The organism is Streptomyces chrestomyceticus JCM 4735 (genome assembly GCF_003865135.1).
Lineage (GTDB): Bacteria > Actinomycetota > Actinomycetes > Streptomycetales > Streptomycetaceae > Streptomyces > Streptomyces chrestomyceticus.
On record NZ_BHZC01000001.1, the window covers coordinates 1,645,635 to 1,661,335 of the forward strand.

Annotated in this window: 14 protein-coding genes, 1 tRNA gene and 2 pseudogenes; 7 read left to right on the forward strand and 10 right to left on the reverse strand. The window is 69.5% G+C overall.

What is annotated here, in order from left to right; all coding sequences use genetic code 11:
* Positions 1–24: 24 nt before the first annotated feature.
* Together EJG53_RS06640 and EJG53_RS06645 are read right to left on the reverse strand one after the other, a co-directional pair.
* Positions 25–209, reverse strand: a pseudogene (locus EJG53_RS06640) (DUF397 domain-containing protein).
* Positions 206–1,078, reverse strand: coding sequence for a helix-turn-helix domain-containing protein (locus EJG53_RS06645; RefSeq protein WP_125044063.1), 873 nt, complete (start codon positions 1,076–1,078; stop codon positions 206–208). The pseudogene EJG53_RS06640 and the gene EJG53_RS06645 overlap by 4 nt, the downstream one beginning before the upstream one ends.
* A 168-nt stretch (positions 1,079–1,246) precedes the next feature.
* Between EJG53_RS06645 and EJG53_RS06650 the strand changes: the two genes are divergently transcribed.
* The 3 genes from EJG53_RS06650 (at position 1,247) to EJG53_RS06660 (ending at position 3,230) form a co-directional block, all read left to right on the forward strand.
* Positions 1,247–1,711 carry an ATP-binding protein gene (locus EJG53_RS06650; RefSeq protein WP_125044064.1) on the forward strand — a complete coding sequence of 155 codons (465 nt, stop codon included), beginning with the start codon at positions 1,247–1,249 and terminating at the stop codon, positions 1,709–1,711.
* Between the two features lie 234 nt (positions 1,712–1,945).
* Complete coding sequence (locus EJG53_RS06655) at positions 1,946–2,995, forward strand: PIN domain-containing protein (protein ID WP_125044065.1); 1,050 nt, start codon at positions 1,946–1,948, stop codon at positions 2,993–2,995.
* Positions 2,979–3,230 (forward strand): hypothetical protein, encoded by a 252-nt coding sequence (locus EJG53_RS06660; protein ID WP_125044066.1) that lies wholly within the window; start codon positions 2,979–2,981, stop codon positions 3,228–3,230. Before EJG53_RS06655 ends, EJG53_RS06660 begins: the two co-directional genes overlap by 17 nt.
* Positions 3,231–3,728: 498 nt before the next feature.
* On the opposite strand, the gene EJG53_RS06665 is transcribed toward EJG53_RS06660, so the two are convergent.
* The 7 genes and pseudogenes from EJG53_RS06665 to EJG53_RS06680 all read right to left on the reverse strand — a co-directional run bounded on the left by EJG53_RS06665 (position 3,729) and on the right by EJG53_RS06680 (position 8,632).
* Positions 3,729–4,229 (reverse strand): hypothetical protein, encoded by a 501-nt coding sequence (locus EJG53_RS06665; RefSeq protein WP_125044067.1) that lies wholly within the window; start codon positions 4,227–4,229, stop codon positions 3,729–3,731.
* The gene (locus EJG53_RS42260; protein ID WP_244955016.1) at positions 4,198–5,715 is read right to left on the reverse strand and encodes a hypothetical protein; all 1,518 of its coding nucleotides are present in this window, start codon (positions 5,713–5,715) and stop codon (positions 4,198–4,200) included. Before EJG53_RS42260 ends, EJG53_RS06665 begins: the two co-directional genes overlap by 32 nt.
* Positions 5,712–6,266 (reverse strand): hypothetical protein, encoded by a 555-nt coding sequence (locus EJG53_RS42265; protein ID WP_244955017.1) that lies wholly within the window; start codon positions 6,264–6,266, stop codon positions 5,712–5,714. Before EJG53_RS42265 ends, EJG53_RS42260 begins: the two co-directional genes overlap by 4 nt.
* A gap of 252 nt (positions 6,267–6,518) precedes the next feature.
* Positions 6,519–6,701: pseudogene (locus EJG53_RS43825) on the reverse strand (AAA family ATPase); the annotation flags it as partial.
* Positions 6,702–6,758: 57 nt separating this feature from the next.
* Positions 6,759–6,881: a hypothetical protein gene (locus tag EJG53_RS43290; RefSeq protein ID WP_280526756.1), complete on the reverse strand. Its 123-nt coding sequence runs from the start codon at positions 6,879–6,881 to the stop codon at positions 6,759–6,761.
* Positions 6,882–7,100: 219 nt separating this feature from the next.
* The gene (locus EJG53_RS41680; RefSeq protein WP_218041996.1) at positions 7,101–7,433 is read right to left on the reverse strand and encodes an HNH endonuclease family protein; all 333 of its coding nucleotides are present in this window, start codon (positions 7,431–7,433) and stop codon (positions 7,101–7,103) included.
* Positions 7,434–7,549: 116 nt separating this feature from the next.
* Positions 7,550–8,632 carry a DUF262 domain-containing protein gene (locus EJG53_RS06680; protein ID WP_218041907.1) on the reverse strand — a complete coding sequence of 361 codons (1,083 nt, stop codon included), beginning with the start codon at positions 8,630–8,632 and terminating at the stop codon, positions 7,550–7,552.
* On the opposite strand from EJG53_RS06680, the gene EJG53_RS06685 reads away from it, so the two are divergent.
* Positions 8,588–9,913: a hypothetical protein gene (locus tag EJG53_RS06685; protein ID WP_125044069.1), complete on the forward strand. Its 1,326-nt coding sequence runs from the start codon at positions 8,588–8,590 to the stop codon at positions 9,911–9,913. The genes EJG53_RS06680 and EJG53_RS06685 overlap by 45 nt on opposite strands.
* 245 nt (positions 9,914–10,158) lie before the next feature.
* Here the strand turns inward: EJG53_RS06685 and EJG53_RS06690 are convergent.
* Positions 10,159–10,245: transfer RNA gene (locus EJG53_RS06690), tRNA-Leu, on the reverse strand.
* A 282-nt stretch (positions 10,246–10,527) separates the two neighbouring features.
* Between EJG53_RS06690 and EJG53_RS06695 the strand changes: the two genes are divergently transcribed.
* From EJG53_RS06695 to EJG53_RS06705, 3 genes are read left to right on the forward strand one after another with little or no spacing between them, the layout of a single operon-like run.
* Positions 10,528–12,243: a thiamine pyrophosphate-binding protein gene (locus EJG53_RS06695; RefSeq protein ID WP_125044070.1), complete on the forward strand. Its 1,716-nt coding sequence runs from the start codon at positions 10,528–10,530 to the stop codon at positions 12,241–12,243.
* Between the two features lie 10 nt (positions 12,244–12,253).
* Positions 12,254–13,510, forward strand: coding sequence for a formyl-CoA transferase (frc, locus tag EJG53_RS06700; RefSeq protein WP_125044071.1), 1,257 nt, complete (start codon positions 12,254–12,256; stop codon positions 13,508–13,510).
* Positions 13,511–13,539: 29 nt separating this feature from the next.
* On the forward strand, positions 13,540–15,687 hold the full coding sequence (locus tag EJG53_RS06705; RefSeq protein WP_125049204.1) for an acetate--CoA ligase family protein: 2,148 nt from the start codon (positions 13,540–13,542) through the stop codon (positions 15,685–15,687).
* Positions 15,688–15,701: the final 14 nt, after the last annotated feature.

Consider the following 15,701-nt stretch of genomic DNA (forward strand, 5'->3'; position numbering starts at 1 on the left):
CCGCAGCACAGGTGCCCGCACCTTTCACGCCTCCGTCAAGAAGCCCACGAACCGCGCCACTCCCCGCGGCGGACGGCGAAGTGAGGGCGTGACACGTCCTTGGAGTCCCGTACGCACACGGCTTGTTCGGTGACGGCGACCTCGACGCAGCTGTCGCCCGAGCTGCCACTGTAGCTGGACTTGAACCAGACGAGTTCCGTCGTGCTCATAGCTCTCCTCGGAGTCGCTCCAGCAGGCCGCGTGATTCTTGGCGGTTCAGAGCCTGCGAGCGAAGTGTGGCATAGCGCTGGTAGAGGGGGCTCACCTCTTTCGGGTCGGAGATCAGCCGGCCGTTCTCCTGGCCTTCGGAGTACGCCAGCCTTCGGCCCTCCGGTATCTCGAGGAGCTGTACTGGGCCATCCATGCAGGCGTGGAACTCCACCTCGGTCGGCATGACCTGCAACGTCACGTTACGCAATGTCGTCAGCTCTAGCGCGTGATCCAACTGGCCCCTCAGCACTTGGCGCCCGCCGAACCTGCGCCGAAAGACGGCCTCCTCCACGATGAAGTGAAACGGCACCGTCGACCGCTCGCGCAGAATCTTTTGCCGCTCCAGTCGTGCCTCGATCTGCGCCTCCAACCGCTCGTCGGTCAACAGCGGAAGCCTGTTCTCGAACAGGGCCCGCGCATACCCCTCCGACTGCAACAACCCCGGCACCAGCCGGCACTCGTACGTGCACAGGCTCACCGCCACCCGCTCCAGCCGAGCCCACTGCCGGAACCACGCCGCGAGCCCGGCATCCCCGCGCCCCCGTGTCACGTACTTCGACGCCTTCCGCAGCGCCCCGGTGTTCCCCAGCGCATCCTCAGCCCGCTCCACCAAGGCAAGGTCGGGCTTCCGCCGTCCCAGCTCCACCGACTCCACTGTGTGCTTGGAGAAGCGCACCAGGTCCGCGAACTCGGTCCTGCTGTACCCGGCGTGCTCGCGCAGCGCCTGCATGACCGCGCCGAACGTCCGCAGACTGTCCGAGGGATCGGGCTCTCGGTCCACCTCGCCGCCCGGCACATCCTCGTCGTCCACCACACCGCCGCCGGTCATCCGCGGCCACCTCCGGTTCCGCACACGCGCTGTTCGCCGTCTCCCACTCGACGACACCCCGCGTGACGTATAAACCGTCACACCGCCCACGGAATGTGCCCGTAAGCTGACGCAGCGTACGGACCGTGCGTCTGGAACGCGCACCCACGCACCCATCACCGTGGCCTCATGAGCGCATCCCCACCCCAAATCACCGCCACCGTACACACGTTCGCCCAGCTCTTGTCGTCCACCCGCCGCGGGGCCCGGCTCGCCCGTCTCCTCGCCTCCGAGCAGCTCCGCGCGTGGCCGGTGTCACCTGGCGTCACGGAGCGCGCCGAGCAGATCGTGGCCGAGCGCGCCGCCAACGCCGCCCTGCACGGTCATGTGGGCGGCCGCGACTTCCGGCTCACCCTCGCCCTCGACACCACGGCCAGCCTGCTCCGCATCGCTGTCACCGATGCCCGGGGCGAGCACCTGCCGTCGCCGCCTGCGGAATGCGGAACGTCCCTGGATGCCGAGTCCAGCCGCGGCCTGCTCCTGGTCACCGCCCTCGCCGATGGCTGGGGCACGGAGCCGTATCCCTGCGGAAGCAAGACCGTCTGGGCCGAAATTGCCGTCGCCCCGAGCGAAGCGAGGCCAGCTGGTGAGTGAGGTGTACGTTCTCACTCTCGCACAGGGAGACGCGCAGTGCGCCTCTCCCCTGGAGATCATGGCCGACGGCAAGGGCAACGCCGCGTCCTGGGAGTCGACAACGGCTAAGAACGGTCATCGATGTGCCGTCCCAGTTGTTTGCCGACGCCACGCCCTCGAAATCGCTAAGGTCGCCCTCAGATGCGTCGGCACAGGGGACCCGGCGCGCGACGTAGACGGGGGTGGTTGTGATGGGTGACACGACAGCCGACGGGAGCGGTCGCGGTCTCTTCGACGAATTCGGGGCTTACCGGACCGACAACGACGGTGGACTTCACCGCCGTACTGACGGACGGCTTGGTCGCCCCCGACGCGAACGTGCTGCTGAATCTCTACCGGTACACGGAGCAGGCTCGAACCGACTTTCTCAGGGCACTCGGCGCTCTCGGAGACCGCCTCTGGGTTCCTCACCAGGTCGTCGACGAGTTCTGGCGGAACAGGGAAAGCGTCATCAGTGATGCGCGGTCGACAAGCAAGAGTGCCGCCCAGGAGATGAGTGGCCACGCCGGGACTGCGGTGCAGACCCTGCGCACCTGGGCAAACCGAGTGGCCTTGAGCGACCAAGACTTGGCAGATCTCCGCGACCGACTGACGGGTGTCTTCGACGAGGTACAGAAGAAGATCACCGAGGTCGGTGAAGGTGAATGGCAGAGCATCACCCACGACACGAGCGCCGATCCGGTGATCGCCGGACTGGAGCATGCGCTGGCAGGCCGGGTCGGGACGCCCTTCAGCCCCGAGGAACGCACCGAGCTCGCTGAAACGGGCAAGGAGCGACTCAGGAAGCGCATTCCGCCGGGCTACATGGATGCCAAGAAGGACGGCGACGGCGCGGTCGGTGACTTCTTCGTGTGGGAGCAGCTCCTGCGCGCGGCATCCGAACGCGGGAGCGACGTCCTTTTCGTGACCGCCGATGCCAAGGAAGACTGGTGGCGGAAGGAGCACGGTCACAACCGGGGTCCTCGCCCCGAGCTGACCGCAGAACTCCGGAGGTGGGGAGGGGGCCGACTGTTCCTGCTGTCGCCAAAGCAGTTCCTTGAGGTAGCCGCCCCCATCTTGCAACTTAGCCTGCAAGCCAGCTCCGTTGAAGACATCGAGCGGGTGGAACGCATCGACGACCGAGCCCTCCCACGGCGGTTGGACCGCCGCTGCGATCGAGGCACTCTTCAACGGCCTCTCATACGAGGGTTACGGCAACCGCGTCGACGTCATCCGTTACGCGGCAGAGATGGACGGCCGCATTGAGGCGCTGTCCGTGTACGAGATCTGTGATTACGACGACGACCGCAGCCTGAGGGGCTTCACCCGACCCATCAAGCGGATCAGCGGAAACCTGGTGGAACAGGGGGCCATCCCAGACTCCGCGGTGCCGGTTCTCACCGCCGAGTACGAGAATGGTCCGGGCCGCGCCTCCGGCTTTAAGGTTCACCCTCTCCTCGTTCCATTGATCAACGACTTGGCGGACGATGACGAGCAGTAGACTCCAAAGGTCCGCTTGGCAGAGATGCTGCACGTGACGACGACCGCCGGCGAGCGCAGCCAACGCTCCTCGAAAGCCCGCGCCGCAGAGGAGCAAAGCGCGGCCTAGCGGTGATCCACAACGAGAGGCCGCCTGGGCGACTGCCTCAGCCGATCGGGGCCTGGCGCGACGACTCAACACACGTTCCAAGACGGACTGCACGCTGCGTGGAAAAGGTCCGCAAGGTACCTGCCCCGCCGAGGGACAGGAATCCCGAGCGGGGCGGGTTCGCGTCTTTCGGCCGACCAGCGATGTCCGGGCATCCCGCGGATGTACGCCCCCATGCTCGACGGGTCGTGAGTCGCGTCAAGTTGTCCTCGAGAACCAAACCTCCGGCACGGTCATCAGGCGATGACGACGCTGGTGGGAGCCGAAATTGGCACGCTCTCGAACCCGCCGAGTGGGCGACACGGCCCTGTGCAGAGGCGGAAGTCGGACCCGACATTCCGGTCCGTCGGGTCAGGCCAAAGTCGGCTCCCAACGGTAGCCCTCAGCTGCCTCCCTGTAGGAAACCAACAGCGGTTCCAGTTCTGTACGCACCAGGCTGGCGTCGCCCGGCGGCAGAGTCAGCGATGCCCTCCGCATACGGACGCTCCACGTGGCCGGATCAGGGAACACGGAAAGCCTCGGCACACGGTCACGCAGAACCAACCCCTCGCGGAACCGCGCCAGGCCGGACACCTCCAGGTGACAGCCCTCGGTAAAGGTACGCTCGCCAAAGACGATCGGATCCTTCAGGACTCCCACCGGGCCAGCGACCCGGGCACGGCCGATAACGCGCCCGAGGTCGCGCATAGGGTTCCTGAAGCAGCCCCGCGTGGTGTAGAGAAAGATTTCGTCGCCCTCCTCCAGGGCTCGGGCCGATTTGGAACGCCCGGCAGGGAAGGCCATCCGCTGCGCAGTGACCACCCAGCTCAGTGCGGCGCGGTCACCAATAATCAGTAGGTGTGTGGACGGCATGCCGACCACGATACCGAGGTGGCCGCCCGGAGCACCTGCGACTCCACTTCCACAACCTCCGCACGACGCACGGTCTCCCTGGTTCCGGGCGTACACGGGATCGGCGCCCGGCTGCCAGGGCGCCCGCACCGGCGGCGCGAAGGGCCACCGCTGCTAGGACCTCCCACACAAACGCCGCCCCTGTCCACAGGTTGCATGCTTGCCGACTCCACCTCACGAATGGTGTCGTGGCCTCTGGCCCAAGGACTGGTGACCATGACACGCCCATGGCACGGCGGACACCCTGCAGGCGCACTGCAGCCGTCGACACCGTTCCCTGTGCCAGTGCACCCAGCACCCGCTCGACGTCGTCCCGCCACGCGCACAACTCCCCCTGCGTGGGAGCCAGCTCATACCCGTGGTAGTGGCAGGCCCGGCTGAGGCCGGCCCAGGTCGCCGACCAGCGGCGGGCCGTGTCGGGGTCGGCGTAGGACTCCAGGCACAGGGCCTGGGCGTGCGGCAGACAGTAGGACAGTTGCGGCTTGCGAGCCTGCCAGTAGCGGCGCAGGGCTTCTTCGAGGGCGTGGCGCAGCAGCAGTGCCACGGCGCGCGGCCAGACGCCCGCGGTGGAGGCGGTGGCCGTGCCGAGCAACCGGTCCGTGCCCGCGGGCAGTTCCTCGGGGGCGAGGTGGGCGGCGGCGGAGGCGGGATGGCCGCGGGGAGCCGGGGCGGGCGTGCGGGCGGGATAGGCGTGGCCGGGCGGATCGTGGTCACAGGGAGCGCACCGCCTTCGCGAGGTCCGCGGTGCGGCGGATGATCTCCTCCGCGTCGTCGACGGGTACGGCTTCGTGGAACCCTTGTTGCACCACCGGATGTGGTCAGTGGCCTGCTGGCCGTAGGCCCGGGTGAGGTCGGTCATGGTCTCGCCCACCCGGTCGGTCTCCCCGTAGAGGGCGAGGGGGGCCAGTTCGGTGAGCTTGTGGGCCTTGGCGACGTGCTGTTCGATCTCGGCGTGCGGCAGGCCCCTGCCGAGGAGCCGGCGCCGGGCCGGTTCGAGGAGGGCGGCCTCCAGGGCGGTGCGGCACAGGCCGGGCAGGACGCGGGCTACGACGTCGCCGGGCAGATCACGGGCCCTGGCGAGCGCCTTCGCGTCGTCCAGGGCCTGCTTGACGGGGTCGTAGCCGGAGCGGACCCGTACGGCGGAGCGCTCACGGCGGTCGACCGTGAGGACGGTGGCGGGCAGCCGCAGGTACTTCAGGGCCTGCGGCAGGCGGGTGTCGTGGGGGAAGACGACGACCTGGCGGTGCTCAGCGAGGAGCGCGAGGACGCGGGCGAGACCGTCCACCTTGGCGGGGTCCATCGACTGCACTGGGTCGTCGATGACGAGGAACCGGAAGGGGTTCTCCGGGAGGAAGGTGCACGGGGGGAAGAGGGACAGGGCGAGGGAGTGCAGTTCCCCCTGGCTCATCACGCCGAGCGCGGGGGCGTCGATGTCGTCGACGGTCACGTCGAGGGCGACCTTACGCTGGGTTCCGGAGCCGCCCAGGCGGACCGGGCCGAGGGCGACGTTGCTCTGCTGGCGGCAGGTGTCGAGGGCGGGGTGGGCGCGGTGGTGAGCGAGCGCACGGGCGAGGAGTTCGGCGCGGCGCAGCGCGTCCTCGGCGGAGGTGCCCCGCAGGTCCTCGCGGAGGCGATGGCTTCGCGCAGCCGGGTCACGGCCGTGGCGACCGCCTCGGTGTCGGGTCCGGTCAGGGTGGAGCGGCGGCGCAGGTCGAACAGGAGTGACTCGTCCGCCGGGCCGGTCCCGGCGGCGAGTTCGGCCGCCCGCGCGAGGTCTGGGCGCCGCCCGCTCAATGCGGTGTGGGCGGCCCGGGCGCGGGGGTCGTCGGTGCCGTCCAGGAGGATGAGCAGGGCGGGCAGTTCCGCCTTGGCTTCCTTGGCGGGTGCCTCGTACTCGCGGGCCAGCTCCCGCAACCCCTCGTTGGCGGCGACGAGTTGCTCCATCCCGAGGATGGAGGCGACGGCGTCGTACATCTCGCTGGGCCTGCCTCCGATCACCTGGCCGAGCTCGGAGTACGACAGGATGGGGCGGTAGGTCGCCAGGCCCTCCTGCCAGCCGAGGCCCGGGAGAGGGACGGGCTCGTGGCCCGTGGTCGAGTTCGGCAGTGGAGTCGGCGACGTCGTCCCCGTGCCAGGTGCGCAGCACGGTGGCCGGCTCCGGTTCGCCGTCGATACGCAACTCCACGGCGACCTGCGGTTCCTGGCCGTGGTGAAGGTTGCGCCAGCTCTTGCGCAGATGTCGCTGCGGCCGCGCCAACGGGCGTTGTCGCCGGTCAGCGCAATCTCGACAGCCTCCGCGAAGCTCGACTTGCCAGAGCCATTGCGGCCGGCGACCAGGGTGAGCCCCGGGCCGGGGGTGAGGGGGAGGCGTGCGGTGCGTCCGATACCGCGGAAGCCGCTGACCGTGACGGACTGCAGGTAGGCGCCCGGCATCCGGCCGCGCGCCCCGTCGTCGTACCGGAACGCGGTGAGCAGGAGGCATCGGGTCTCCTAGTCGAGGTCCGAGCCGGCGAGTCGATCGGCGATGAGATGGGCGAGGGGGCCGGCCGCCGGGTCCTGGGCGGGCGGCCCTGCGGGAGACGGGTCCGGGGCGGGATCGGCGGGTTCTGGCATGGCGAAACTCCCGTGGAGACTATGGCTGTGAAGCGTGGGGCCGGACAGGCTGACGGCAACTGAACGACACGGGGCACACGGGAGCAGCGTTACAACGCGGGGCCGTGAGCCGTGAGTTGTGGACGACCATAACCCACCCACCCCCAATCATGGAACTCTTTGGAATTTCATGGAGATCGTTGGGGTAAGAGCCGGGACGTGACACCCCAGCCCCCGCACTCACAGACGCCACTCCTCGAAGAGCACCCCCAGCAGCTCCTCCTGTCTGGCCTTCAGCACTTCGGGGGTCCACTCGGCGTGCTGGAGCACTTGGCTGGTCAGCGCGAACGGGACCACTCCCCCGCGACCGGTGAAGTACTTGGCCTTCTTGGCGGTGAAGTCGTGGTTCTGGGCCGCAGAGTTCTTGGCGCGGTACAGCAGCACCAGGTTTCCCAGGCGGTGCGTCCACTGGGCACGCCGCTCCTCGTCGAACAGCTCGACCCACTGCGAGTCGGCCTTCGGGTTCTGCGGCAGGACGTGCTCCACGGTGATGAGCGGGTGGTCGTACGTCACCCCCTGCCCGCGGGCCAGCAGCTCGTCGAGCCGCAGCAGGACGCACTTGCGGATCTTGCCGACTAGATAGAGATCGCCATCGAGCCTGGCCCGGGTTTCGGCCTTCTCGTCGTCCCTCAGCTCGAGAGCCGGGGAGTCGAGGCCCAGTCCGTCGTCGAGCTGCCGAAGCAGCTCGGCGTACCATGTGTGACGCGAGGTGTCGTGTAGACGCGGCGGACGAACATGCTGGCCGACAGCCGCTCCAAGGCTCGCATGAACGTGTCGAGCCATGCCGGGTCGTCCTCGTGGTGGCGCAACACCCAGAGGGCGGCCGGTCGCCAGTCGTAGTTGTCGACCTGCTGGAGCCTCCTGAACCAGGCGTTGACCGCCTCCGCACCCGAAGCGGACTCATAACGTGCTTCGCGGATCTGGGCGTAGGCCTCGGCATACGGCCGGACGACGTCATGGACGAAGACCTCGGCCCTGCCAGGGAAGTAGCGGCTGAGCACCTGCTCCGGGAACTCCTTGAGCAGCTCCTGTTCCGCCCGCTTCTTGGCGAAGATCATCCGCAGGTGGAGGAAGAGTTCCGCGAAGTCGTCACGTCCCAGCATCTCCTCGGCGTGCTCCCAGGTGGTGGCGCACGCCTCGGACGCCTCCGCGCCGAGATCTCCGATGATCTGCGACTTGAAGATGTCGGTGGGAGACAGGTCCAGGCCACGGGAGTTCATGACGCTGAAGATCCGGTGTGCGCTGTCGAGGTCAGGAGTGCTGACGACGACGAGGAACGTCCGCTCGGCGAGCATCTGAGCCAGTTCCAGCCGGCGTTCCTCGGTCACCGCGGTGAGGCTCTGGTGGAGGACCGTCGCGTTGCGGAGAACGGCCTTCTGCGCGTCGGTCCGCAGGGCTTCCTCCTTGAGCGTCAGCAGAGTGCCCACCGCGCCCTTCGTCTGCACGTACTTCTCGAAGAAGTCCGCGTCACGGCTGCGCAGAGTGAGCCGCGGCCTCGGGGCGAGCCCACGGATCTTGGCACCCGGCTCCATCACCAGCCGGTCGAGGTCACCGCGTAGTTCCGGATCCTCGGTCAGGTCGCGCAGCACCGACAGGAGGATGGTCAGGGTCGTGAGGCGCTGCTGGCCGTCGAGGCCATCGCCCAGGATCTGGTTCTCGCTCCGGTGATGGCTTCCTACCGGCGCGGCGACTTCGCTCGGTGGCCTGGCCACATCGCGGTCGACGACACTCCGGTTCCGGTCTGGGGCAAAGAGCCGGACTACCACCAGGACCGGGCCTCGCTTGAGATCACCGCCGGGATGTACGTGAAGGGAGGTACGCAGAAGAAGTCGGGGCCCAGGGGCAAAGCTGCGGCCTCCACGAACACTGGCACCCGGCGCGGCACGGCAAACAAGCCATTGCCTCGCAAGACCAAGTCGGGACAGGAGAAGAAGGGCAAGGCGCCGGAGAAGAGAGAGTTCCGCTACGCCATGATGGCCGCGTTCCCGGGCCACGGCCATGGCGAGCTCGCCGGCGCCTACCCCGCGGTCTGCCTCGGCATGATCCTTCACACCCCGGGCACCGACCCCGGCCCGGCCGCCCTGCGCGCCATCCAGCCGGCCTTCGAACGAGGCCTGATTAGAGGGCTGTTCTGCGCCGACCGGGGCATCACCCAGGCCAAGCCTCACAACCTGCATCTGCAGCTGCTCAAACTCGGCCTCAATGCAGTGAAGCACTACAACGACGACAAGGTCGACCGGCAGGGAGAGTTCCGTGGCCTGCAGCTGGTCGGCGGCGAGTTCTACTGCCCGCTGATGCCCACCCCGCTCATCACTGCGGGCGCCACATACATCGACAGCCGCACGGACGAGGACCGCGCCCACGCACTCAACCTGATCCAGTCCCGGAAGGACTACCAGACCAAGATCAAGGAGTACGGCCCCACAGGGGACCAGCGTCGACAGTGCCCCGCCCTCGGGTCCCACGCCACGGTCACCTGCTACCGCCGGCCCCAGCCACGCCCGTCCACGGTCGTCGACCTCGACGCCCCCACTGTCCGTACCCCGGCAGCCCTGCCCACCATCCCCAGGCCCAAGCGGGACCTCCCCGTCCACCCAGACATCTGTAGGGGGAAGAGCATCACCGTCCCGGGCGCCGTGTTGGCCAAGTGGCGGCAGAAATACCCCCTGTTCACCCCTCTGTGGCAGGAAGCCTGGTCCGGACTGCGCAGTCAGAATGAGGGCGGCAACGGCAACCTCAAGAAGTCGGCCCTCGACAGCATCGACAATCCTCAGCTCCGCCTGCCGCACGGACGCGTCGCACAGACCCTGCTCAATGCCGTCATCATCTTTGTGGCGAACCTCAGAGCCATTCGACGGTTCCTCCGCGACCAGGGCATCCAGCCCCGCAAGGCCAGCACGCAGAGCGCCGTCACCCAACCCGGTGAGCCCTCCGACCCGCCCCTGGCGCGCCCCCTTCCGACCGAGCAAGTCGAGCCGCCGCCACGCGAGTGACACACCCCCGCCGCGCTCCACCCCCTGAAAACCCCACATGCCTGCGCCACGGCTACCAGCCGTCGCGCAGGCATGTCCTGTTTCCGCAGGTGAGAGGCGCAGTGCCTGGACCGCCACCGCCTCACCTCCTCATCGAGCCGATCACGAGGCTTGAGGCCCCAGAAACGGCGAATTACCGGTGAGTCACATGACTCAACCGGTAATTCGTGAACGCTTCGGGACGATCTCGTGAACGTCCCTTGATCTGTGTCCGAGGGGGACTTGAACCCCCACGCCCGATAAAGGGCACTAGCACCTCAAGCTAGCGCGTCTGCCATTCCGCCACCCGGACCAGGTGTGGTCTTCGCGGGGCGTTCCCCGCGGCGACATGGACAACAATACCAAGGTTTTGGAGTGGGTTTCACCTGCGTATCCACTGTGGGCATAACCGGAGGTTATGGGACATCCCAGGCCCCGGCCCGGTGGCTGGAACAGTGCGGTGGGCCCTGGACAGCGGCGGCTCGATGCGGGATACAGGCTCCATACAGTATTCGTCGACTGTATGCGATCCACCGGAAGCCGAGACCCGCGCCGAACCCGAGCCCAAGCCCACCCCCGAAGGGAAGCGATGCCCCATGCCCGACGAAGCCCCTGACCTCGCCCCGGACACCACCCCCCACGACCTCGTCTCCGGCGGCCACCTCGTCGCCAAAGCGCTCAAGGCGGAAGGGGTGGACGTCGTCTACACCCTCTGTGGCGGCCACATCATCGACATCTACGACGGCTGCGCGGACGAGGGGATCGACGTGGTCGACGTCCGGCACGAGCAGGTCGCCGCGCACGCGGCCGACGCCCATGCCCGGATCACCGGGCGGCCGGGGTGTGCCGTCGTCACCGCCGGGCCCGGCACGACGGACGCCGTGACCGGTGTGGCCAACGCCCTGCGCGCGGAGTCGCCGATGCTGCTGATCGGCGGGCAGGGCGCGCGCGGGCAGCACAAGATGGGGTCGCTGCAGGATCTGCCGCACGTCGAGATGATGACGCCGATCACGAAGTTCGCGGCCACCGTGCCGGACACGGCGCGGGTGGCCGACATGGTCTCGATGGCGTTCCGCGAGTGCTTCCACGGCGCGCCCGGGCCCGCCTTCCTGGAGATACCCCGGGACGTGCTGGACGCGAAGGTGCCGCGGGACACGGCGCGGGTGCCCCGGGCCGGGCACTACCGTGCCTCGACCCGTTCGGCGGGCGATCCGGAGGCCGTCGAGAAGCTGGCCGACCTGCTCGTACGGTCCGAGCGGCCGGCGATCCTGTACGGCAGCCAGGTGTGGACGACGCGCGGTACGGACGCGGCGGCCGGTCTCGTACGGGCCCTGAACGTCCCGGCGTACCTGAACGGCGCGGGCCGCGGCACGCTGCCGCCCGGCGACCCGCACCACTTCCAGCTCTCCCGCCGCCACGCCTTCGCCCGCGCCGACCTGATCGTGATCGTCGGCACCCCCTTCGACTTCCGGATGGGGTACGGGAAGCGGCTGTCCCCCGCCGCGACCGTCGTGCAGATCGACCTGGACTACCGCACCGTCGGCAAGAACCGGGACGTCGATCTGGGGATCGTGGGCGACGCGGGGCTGGTGCTGGCCGCCGCCGCGCAGGCCGCTTCGGGCCGGGTGGACGCGAGTGCGGGTGCCGGGCGGCGCAAGGAGTGGATCGAGGAGCTGCGGGCCGTCGAGGAGGCCGCGCTGGCCAAGCGGCTGCCGCTGCTCCGCTCGGACGCCGCGCCCATCCACCCGTACCGCCTGGTCAGCGAGATCAACGACTTCCTGACCGAGGACTCGCTCTACATCGGGGACGGCGGCGACGTGGTCACCTTCTCCGGTCAGGTGGTGCAGCCGAAGGCGCCGGGCCGCTGGATGGACCCGGGGCCGCTGGGGACGCTCGGTGTCGGCGTGCCGTTCGTGCTGGCGGCGAAGAAGGCGCGGCCGGAGACGGAGGTGGTGGCGCTCTTCGGGGACGGCGCGTTCTCGCTGACCGGCTGGGACTTCGAGACGCTGGTCCGCTTCGATCTGCCGTTCGTGGGGATCGTCGGCAACAACTCGTCGATGAACCAGATCCGTTACGGCCAGCGCGCCAAGTACGGCGCGGCGCGCGAGCGGCTCGGCAACACGCTGGGCGACGTGCCGTACGACGCGTTCGCGCGGATGCTCGGCGGGCACGGCGAGGAGGTCCGCGACCCGGCGCAGATCCGGCCGGCGCTGGAGCGCGCCCGGCAGTCCGGCAAGCCGTCGCTGGTCAACGTCTGGATCGATCCGGACGCGTACGCCCCCGGCACCGTCAACCAGACCATGTACAAGTGAGGAGCCGCTGATGAGCACAGTTCCAGTTCAGGAGGCAGGCGCCAAGGCGCTCAGCGGTGTCCGGGTGCTGGACATGACACATGTGCAGTCCGGGCCGTCCGCCACCCAGTTGCTCGCCTGGCTCGGTGCGGACGTCGTCAAGCTGGAGGCGGTCACCGGTGACGTCACCCGGGGCCAACTGCGCGACATACCGGACGTGGATTCCCTGTATTTCACGATGCTCAACTGCAACAAGCGCAGCATCACCCTCAACACCAAGACCGACCGCGGCAAGGAGCTGCTGACCGAGCTGATCCGCCGCTCGGACGTCCTGGTGGAGAACTTCGGGCCGGGCGCCGTGGACCGGATGGGCTTCCCCTGGGAGCGGGTCCGGGAGATCAACCCGCGGCTCGTGTACGCCTCGATCAAGGGTTTCGGCGACGGCCCGTACACCCGGTTCAAGGCGTACGAGGTCGTCGCGCAGGCCATGGGCGGGTCGATGGCGACCACCGGGTTCGCGGACGGGCCGCCGCTGGCGACCGGCGCGCAGATCGGTGACTCGGGCACCGGCGTGCACTGCGTCGCCGGTATCCTCGCCGCGCTCTACCAGCGGGAACGCACCGGGCGCGGACAGCGGGTGCAGGTCGCGATGCAGCACGCGGTGCTGAATCTGTGCCGGGTCAAGATCCGCGATCAGCAGCGGCTGGAGCACGGTCCGCTGCCGGAGTACCCGGACGACACCTCCGGGGACGAGGTGCCGCGCAGCGGCAACGCGAGCGGCGGCGGGCAGCCCGGCTGGGCGGTCCGGTGCGCGCCCGGCGGGCCCAACGACTATGTGTACGTCATCGTGCAGCCGGCCGGCTGGGAACCGCTCTCCCGGCTCATCGGACGGCCCGAGCTGGCCCACGACCCCGAGTGGTCGACGCCGGCCGCCCGGCTGTCCAAGCTGGCGAAGGTCTTCCAGCTCGTCGAGGAGTGGAGCGCCACGCTGCCCAAGTGGGAGGTGCTGGAGCGGCTGACCGCGCACGGCATCCCCTGCGGCCCGGTGCTGTCCACGAAGGAGATCGTGCAGGACGCGTCGCTGGCCGCCGACGGGATGATCGTCCGGGTCCGGCATCCGCGGCGCGGCACGTTCACCACGGTCGGGTCGCCGCTGAAGCTGTCCGACTCCCCCGTGGAGATCGAGTCTTCACCGCTGCTCGGTGAGCACAACGACGAGGTGTACGGCGGCGAGCTGGGGCTCGGCGACGAGGAATTGCGGCGGCTCGCGGCGGACGGAGTCATCTGATGGCGGACCGACAGACGGACGCGGCAGCGATGGACGCGGCAACGACGGGGGCGGCGACGGTGGACGTGGCAGCGGTGCTGCGGGCCGCGCGGGCCGCCGGGCGTACGACGCTGACGGCTCCCGAGGGCAGGCTCCTCGCGGACGCGTACGGGATTCCCACCCCGGCGGAGGGCCTGGCCGAGACGGCGGACGAGGCGGTGGCGCTCGCCGCCCGGATCGGCGGGCCGGTCGCCCTGAAGATCGTCTCGCCGGACATCCCGCACAAGACGGACGCGGGCGGCGTACGGGTGGGGCTCTCCTCGGCCGCCGAGGTGCGCGAGGCGTTCCCGGCGCTCGTGCGGAACGCCACCGCGTACGCCCCGGAGGCCCGCATCGAGGGCGTACTGGTGCAGCGGATGGCGCCGGAGGGCGGGCTGGAGGTGCTGGTCGGCGCGGTCACCGACCCGAGCTTCGGGAAGGTCGTCGCCTTCGGGCTCGGCGGAGTGCTGGTGGAGACGCTCAAGGACGTCACCTTCCGTCTCGCACCGGCCTCCACGGAGGACGCGGAGTCCATGCTGGACGGCATCCGCGCGGCCGAGGTGCTGCGCGGCGTACGCGGCGGGCCCGCCGTGGACCGCGCGGCGCTGGCGGACCTGATCGTCCGGGTGTCCCGGCTGGCCGCCGACTTCCCCGAGGTGGCCGAGATCGACCTGAACCCGGTGTTCGCCTCCCCGGACGGCGTGCTGGCCGCCGACGTACGCATCGTCCTCGGCGACGGGCCGCCCCCGCGGCGCCGCCAGTACTCCGAGGAGGAGATCCTCGCCTCGATGGAGCGGCTGATGCGGCCGCGCTCGGTGGTCGTCGTCGGTGCCTCCGCCGAGCCGGGGAAGATCGGGCACGCGGTGCTGCGCAATCTGCTCGACGGGGGCTTCGACGGCGCGGTCCACCCGGTGAACCCGAAGGGCGGGACCATCCTCGGCCGTACGGCGTACCGCTCCGTCGCGGACGTACCGGACGGCGCCGACGTGGCGGTCTTCGCCGTCCCGGCGCGGCTGGTGCCCGCGGCCCTGGAGGAAGTGGGGCGCAAGGGCATCCCGAATGCCGTACTGATCCCCTCCGGCTTCGCCGAGACCGGCGAACACGCCCTTCAGGAACGGCTCGTGGCCATTGCCGAGAAGTATGGGACCAGGCTGCTCGGCCCGAACATCTACGGCTACTACTCCCCCTGGCACCACCTGTGCGCCACCTTCTGCACCCCGTACGACGTCACCGGCCCGGTCGCGCTGACCTCGCAGTCCGGCGGCATCGGCATGGCCGTCCTGGGTTTCGCGCGCGCCACCGGGACGGGCGTCTCGGCGATCGTCGGCCTCGGCAACAAGGCGGACGTGGACGAGGACGACCTCCTCACGTACTTCGCCCACGACCCGCACACCCGGAGCATCGCGATGCACCTGGAGGACCTGAAGGACGGGCGTGCGTTCGTGGCGGCCGCGCGGAAGACCGTACGCGAGAAGCCCGTCGTGGTGCTGAAGGCGGGACGGACCGGTGCCGGCGCCAAGGCCGCCGGGTCGCACACCGGTGCGCTGGCCGGGAACGACGCGGTGTACGACGCCATCCTGCGGCAGGCCGGTGTCATCCGGGCGCCGGGGCTCGACGAGATGCTGGAGTACGCGCGGGCGCTGCCGGTGCTGCCCACGCCGAAGGGCGAGAACGTCCTCATCGTCACGGGGGCGGGCGGCTCGGGCGTCCTGCTCTCGGACGCGGCCGTCGATCACGGGCTGCGCCTGATGACCGTCCCGGACGATCTGGACGCCGCCTTCCGGGAGTTCATCCCGCCCTTCGGGGCGGCCGGCAACCCCGTCGACATCACGGGCGGCGAACCGCCCGCCACGTACGAGGCCGCCATCCGGCTCGCCCTGCGCGACCCCCGGGTCCACGCCCTGGTCCTCGGCTACTGGCACACCCTCGTCACCCCGCCGATGGTCTTCGCCGAGCTGACGGCGCGTGTGGTCGCCGAGTTCCGGGCGGCCGGCGTCGAGAAGCCGGTGGTGGCGTCACTGGCCGGGGACACCGAGGTGGCCGAGGCGGGCGCGTACCTCTTCGCGCGGGGCGTGGTGGCGTACCCGTACACGACCGAGAAGCCGGTGGCGGCGCTCGGCGCGAAATACCGGTGGGCACGCGCCGCCGGCCTGCTGTGATCCGGACGGTGAGG

Bases quoted from the DNA above. Each gene is read 5' to 3' on its own strand.
- EJG53_RS06645 (WP_125044063.1), bottom strand. From the start codon at position 1,078: ATGACCGGCGGCGGTGTGGTGGACGACGAGGATGTGCCGGGCGGCGAG.
- EJG53_RS06650 (WP_125044064.1), top strand. From the start codon at position 1,247: ATGAGCGCATCCCCACCCCAAATCACCGCCACCGTACACACGTTCGCC.
- EJG53_RS06660 (WP_125044066.1), top strand. From the start codon at position 2,979: ATGGACGGCCGCATTGAGGCGCTGTCCGTGTACGAGATCTGTGATTAC.
- EJG53_RS06665 (WP_125044067.1), bottom strand. From the start codon at position 4,229: ATGCCGTCCACACACCTACTGATTATTGGTGACCGCGCCGCACTGAGC.
- EJG53_RS43290 (WP_280526756.1), bottom strand. From the start codon at position 6,881: ATGCCAGAACCCGCCGATCCCGCCCCGGACCCGTCTCCCGCAGGGCCG.
- EJG53_RS06685 (WP_125044069.1), top strand. From the start codon at position 8,588: ATGGCTTCCTACCGGCGCGGCGACTTCGCTCGGTGGCCTGGCCACATC.
- EJG53_RS06695 (WP_125044070.1), top strand. From the start codon at position 10,528: ATGCCCGACGAAGCCCCTGACCTCGCCCCGGACACCACCCCCCACGAC.
- frc (WP_125044071.1), top strand. From the start codon at position 12,254: ATGAGCACAGTTCCAGTTCAGGAGGCAGGCGCCAAGGCGCTCAGCGGT.
- EJG53_RS06705 (WP_125049204.1), top strand. From the start codon at position 13,540: ATGGACGCGGCAACGACGGGGGCGGCGACGGTGGACGTGGCAGCGGTG.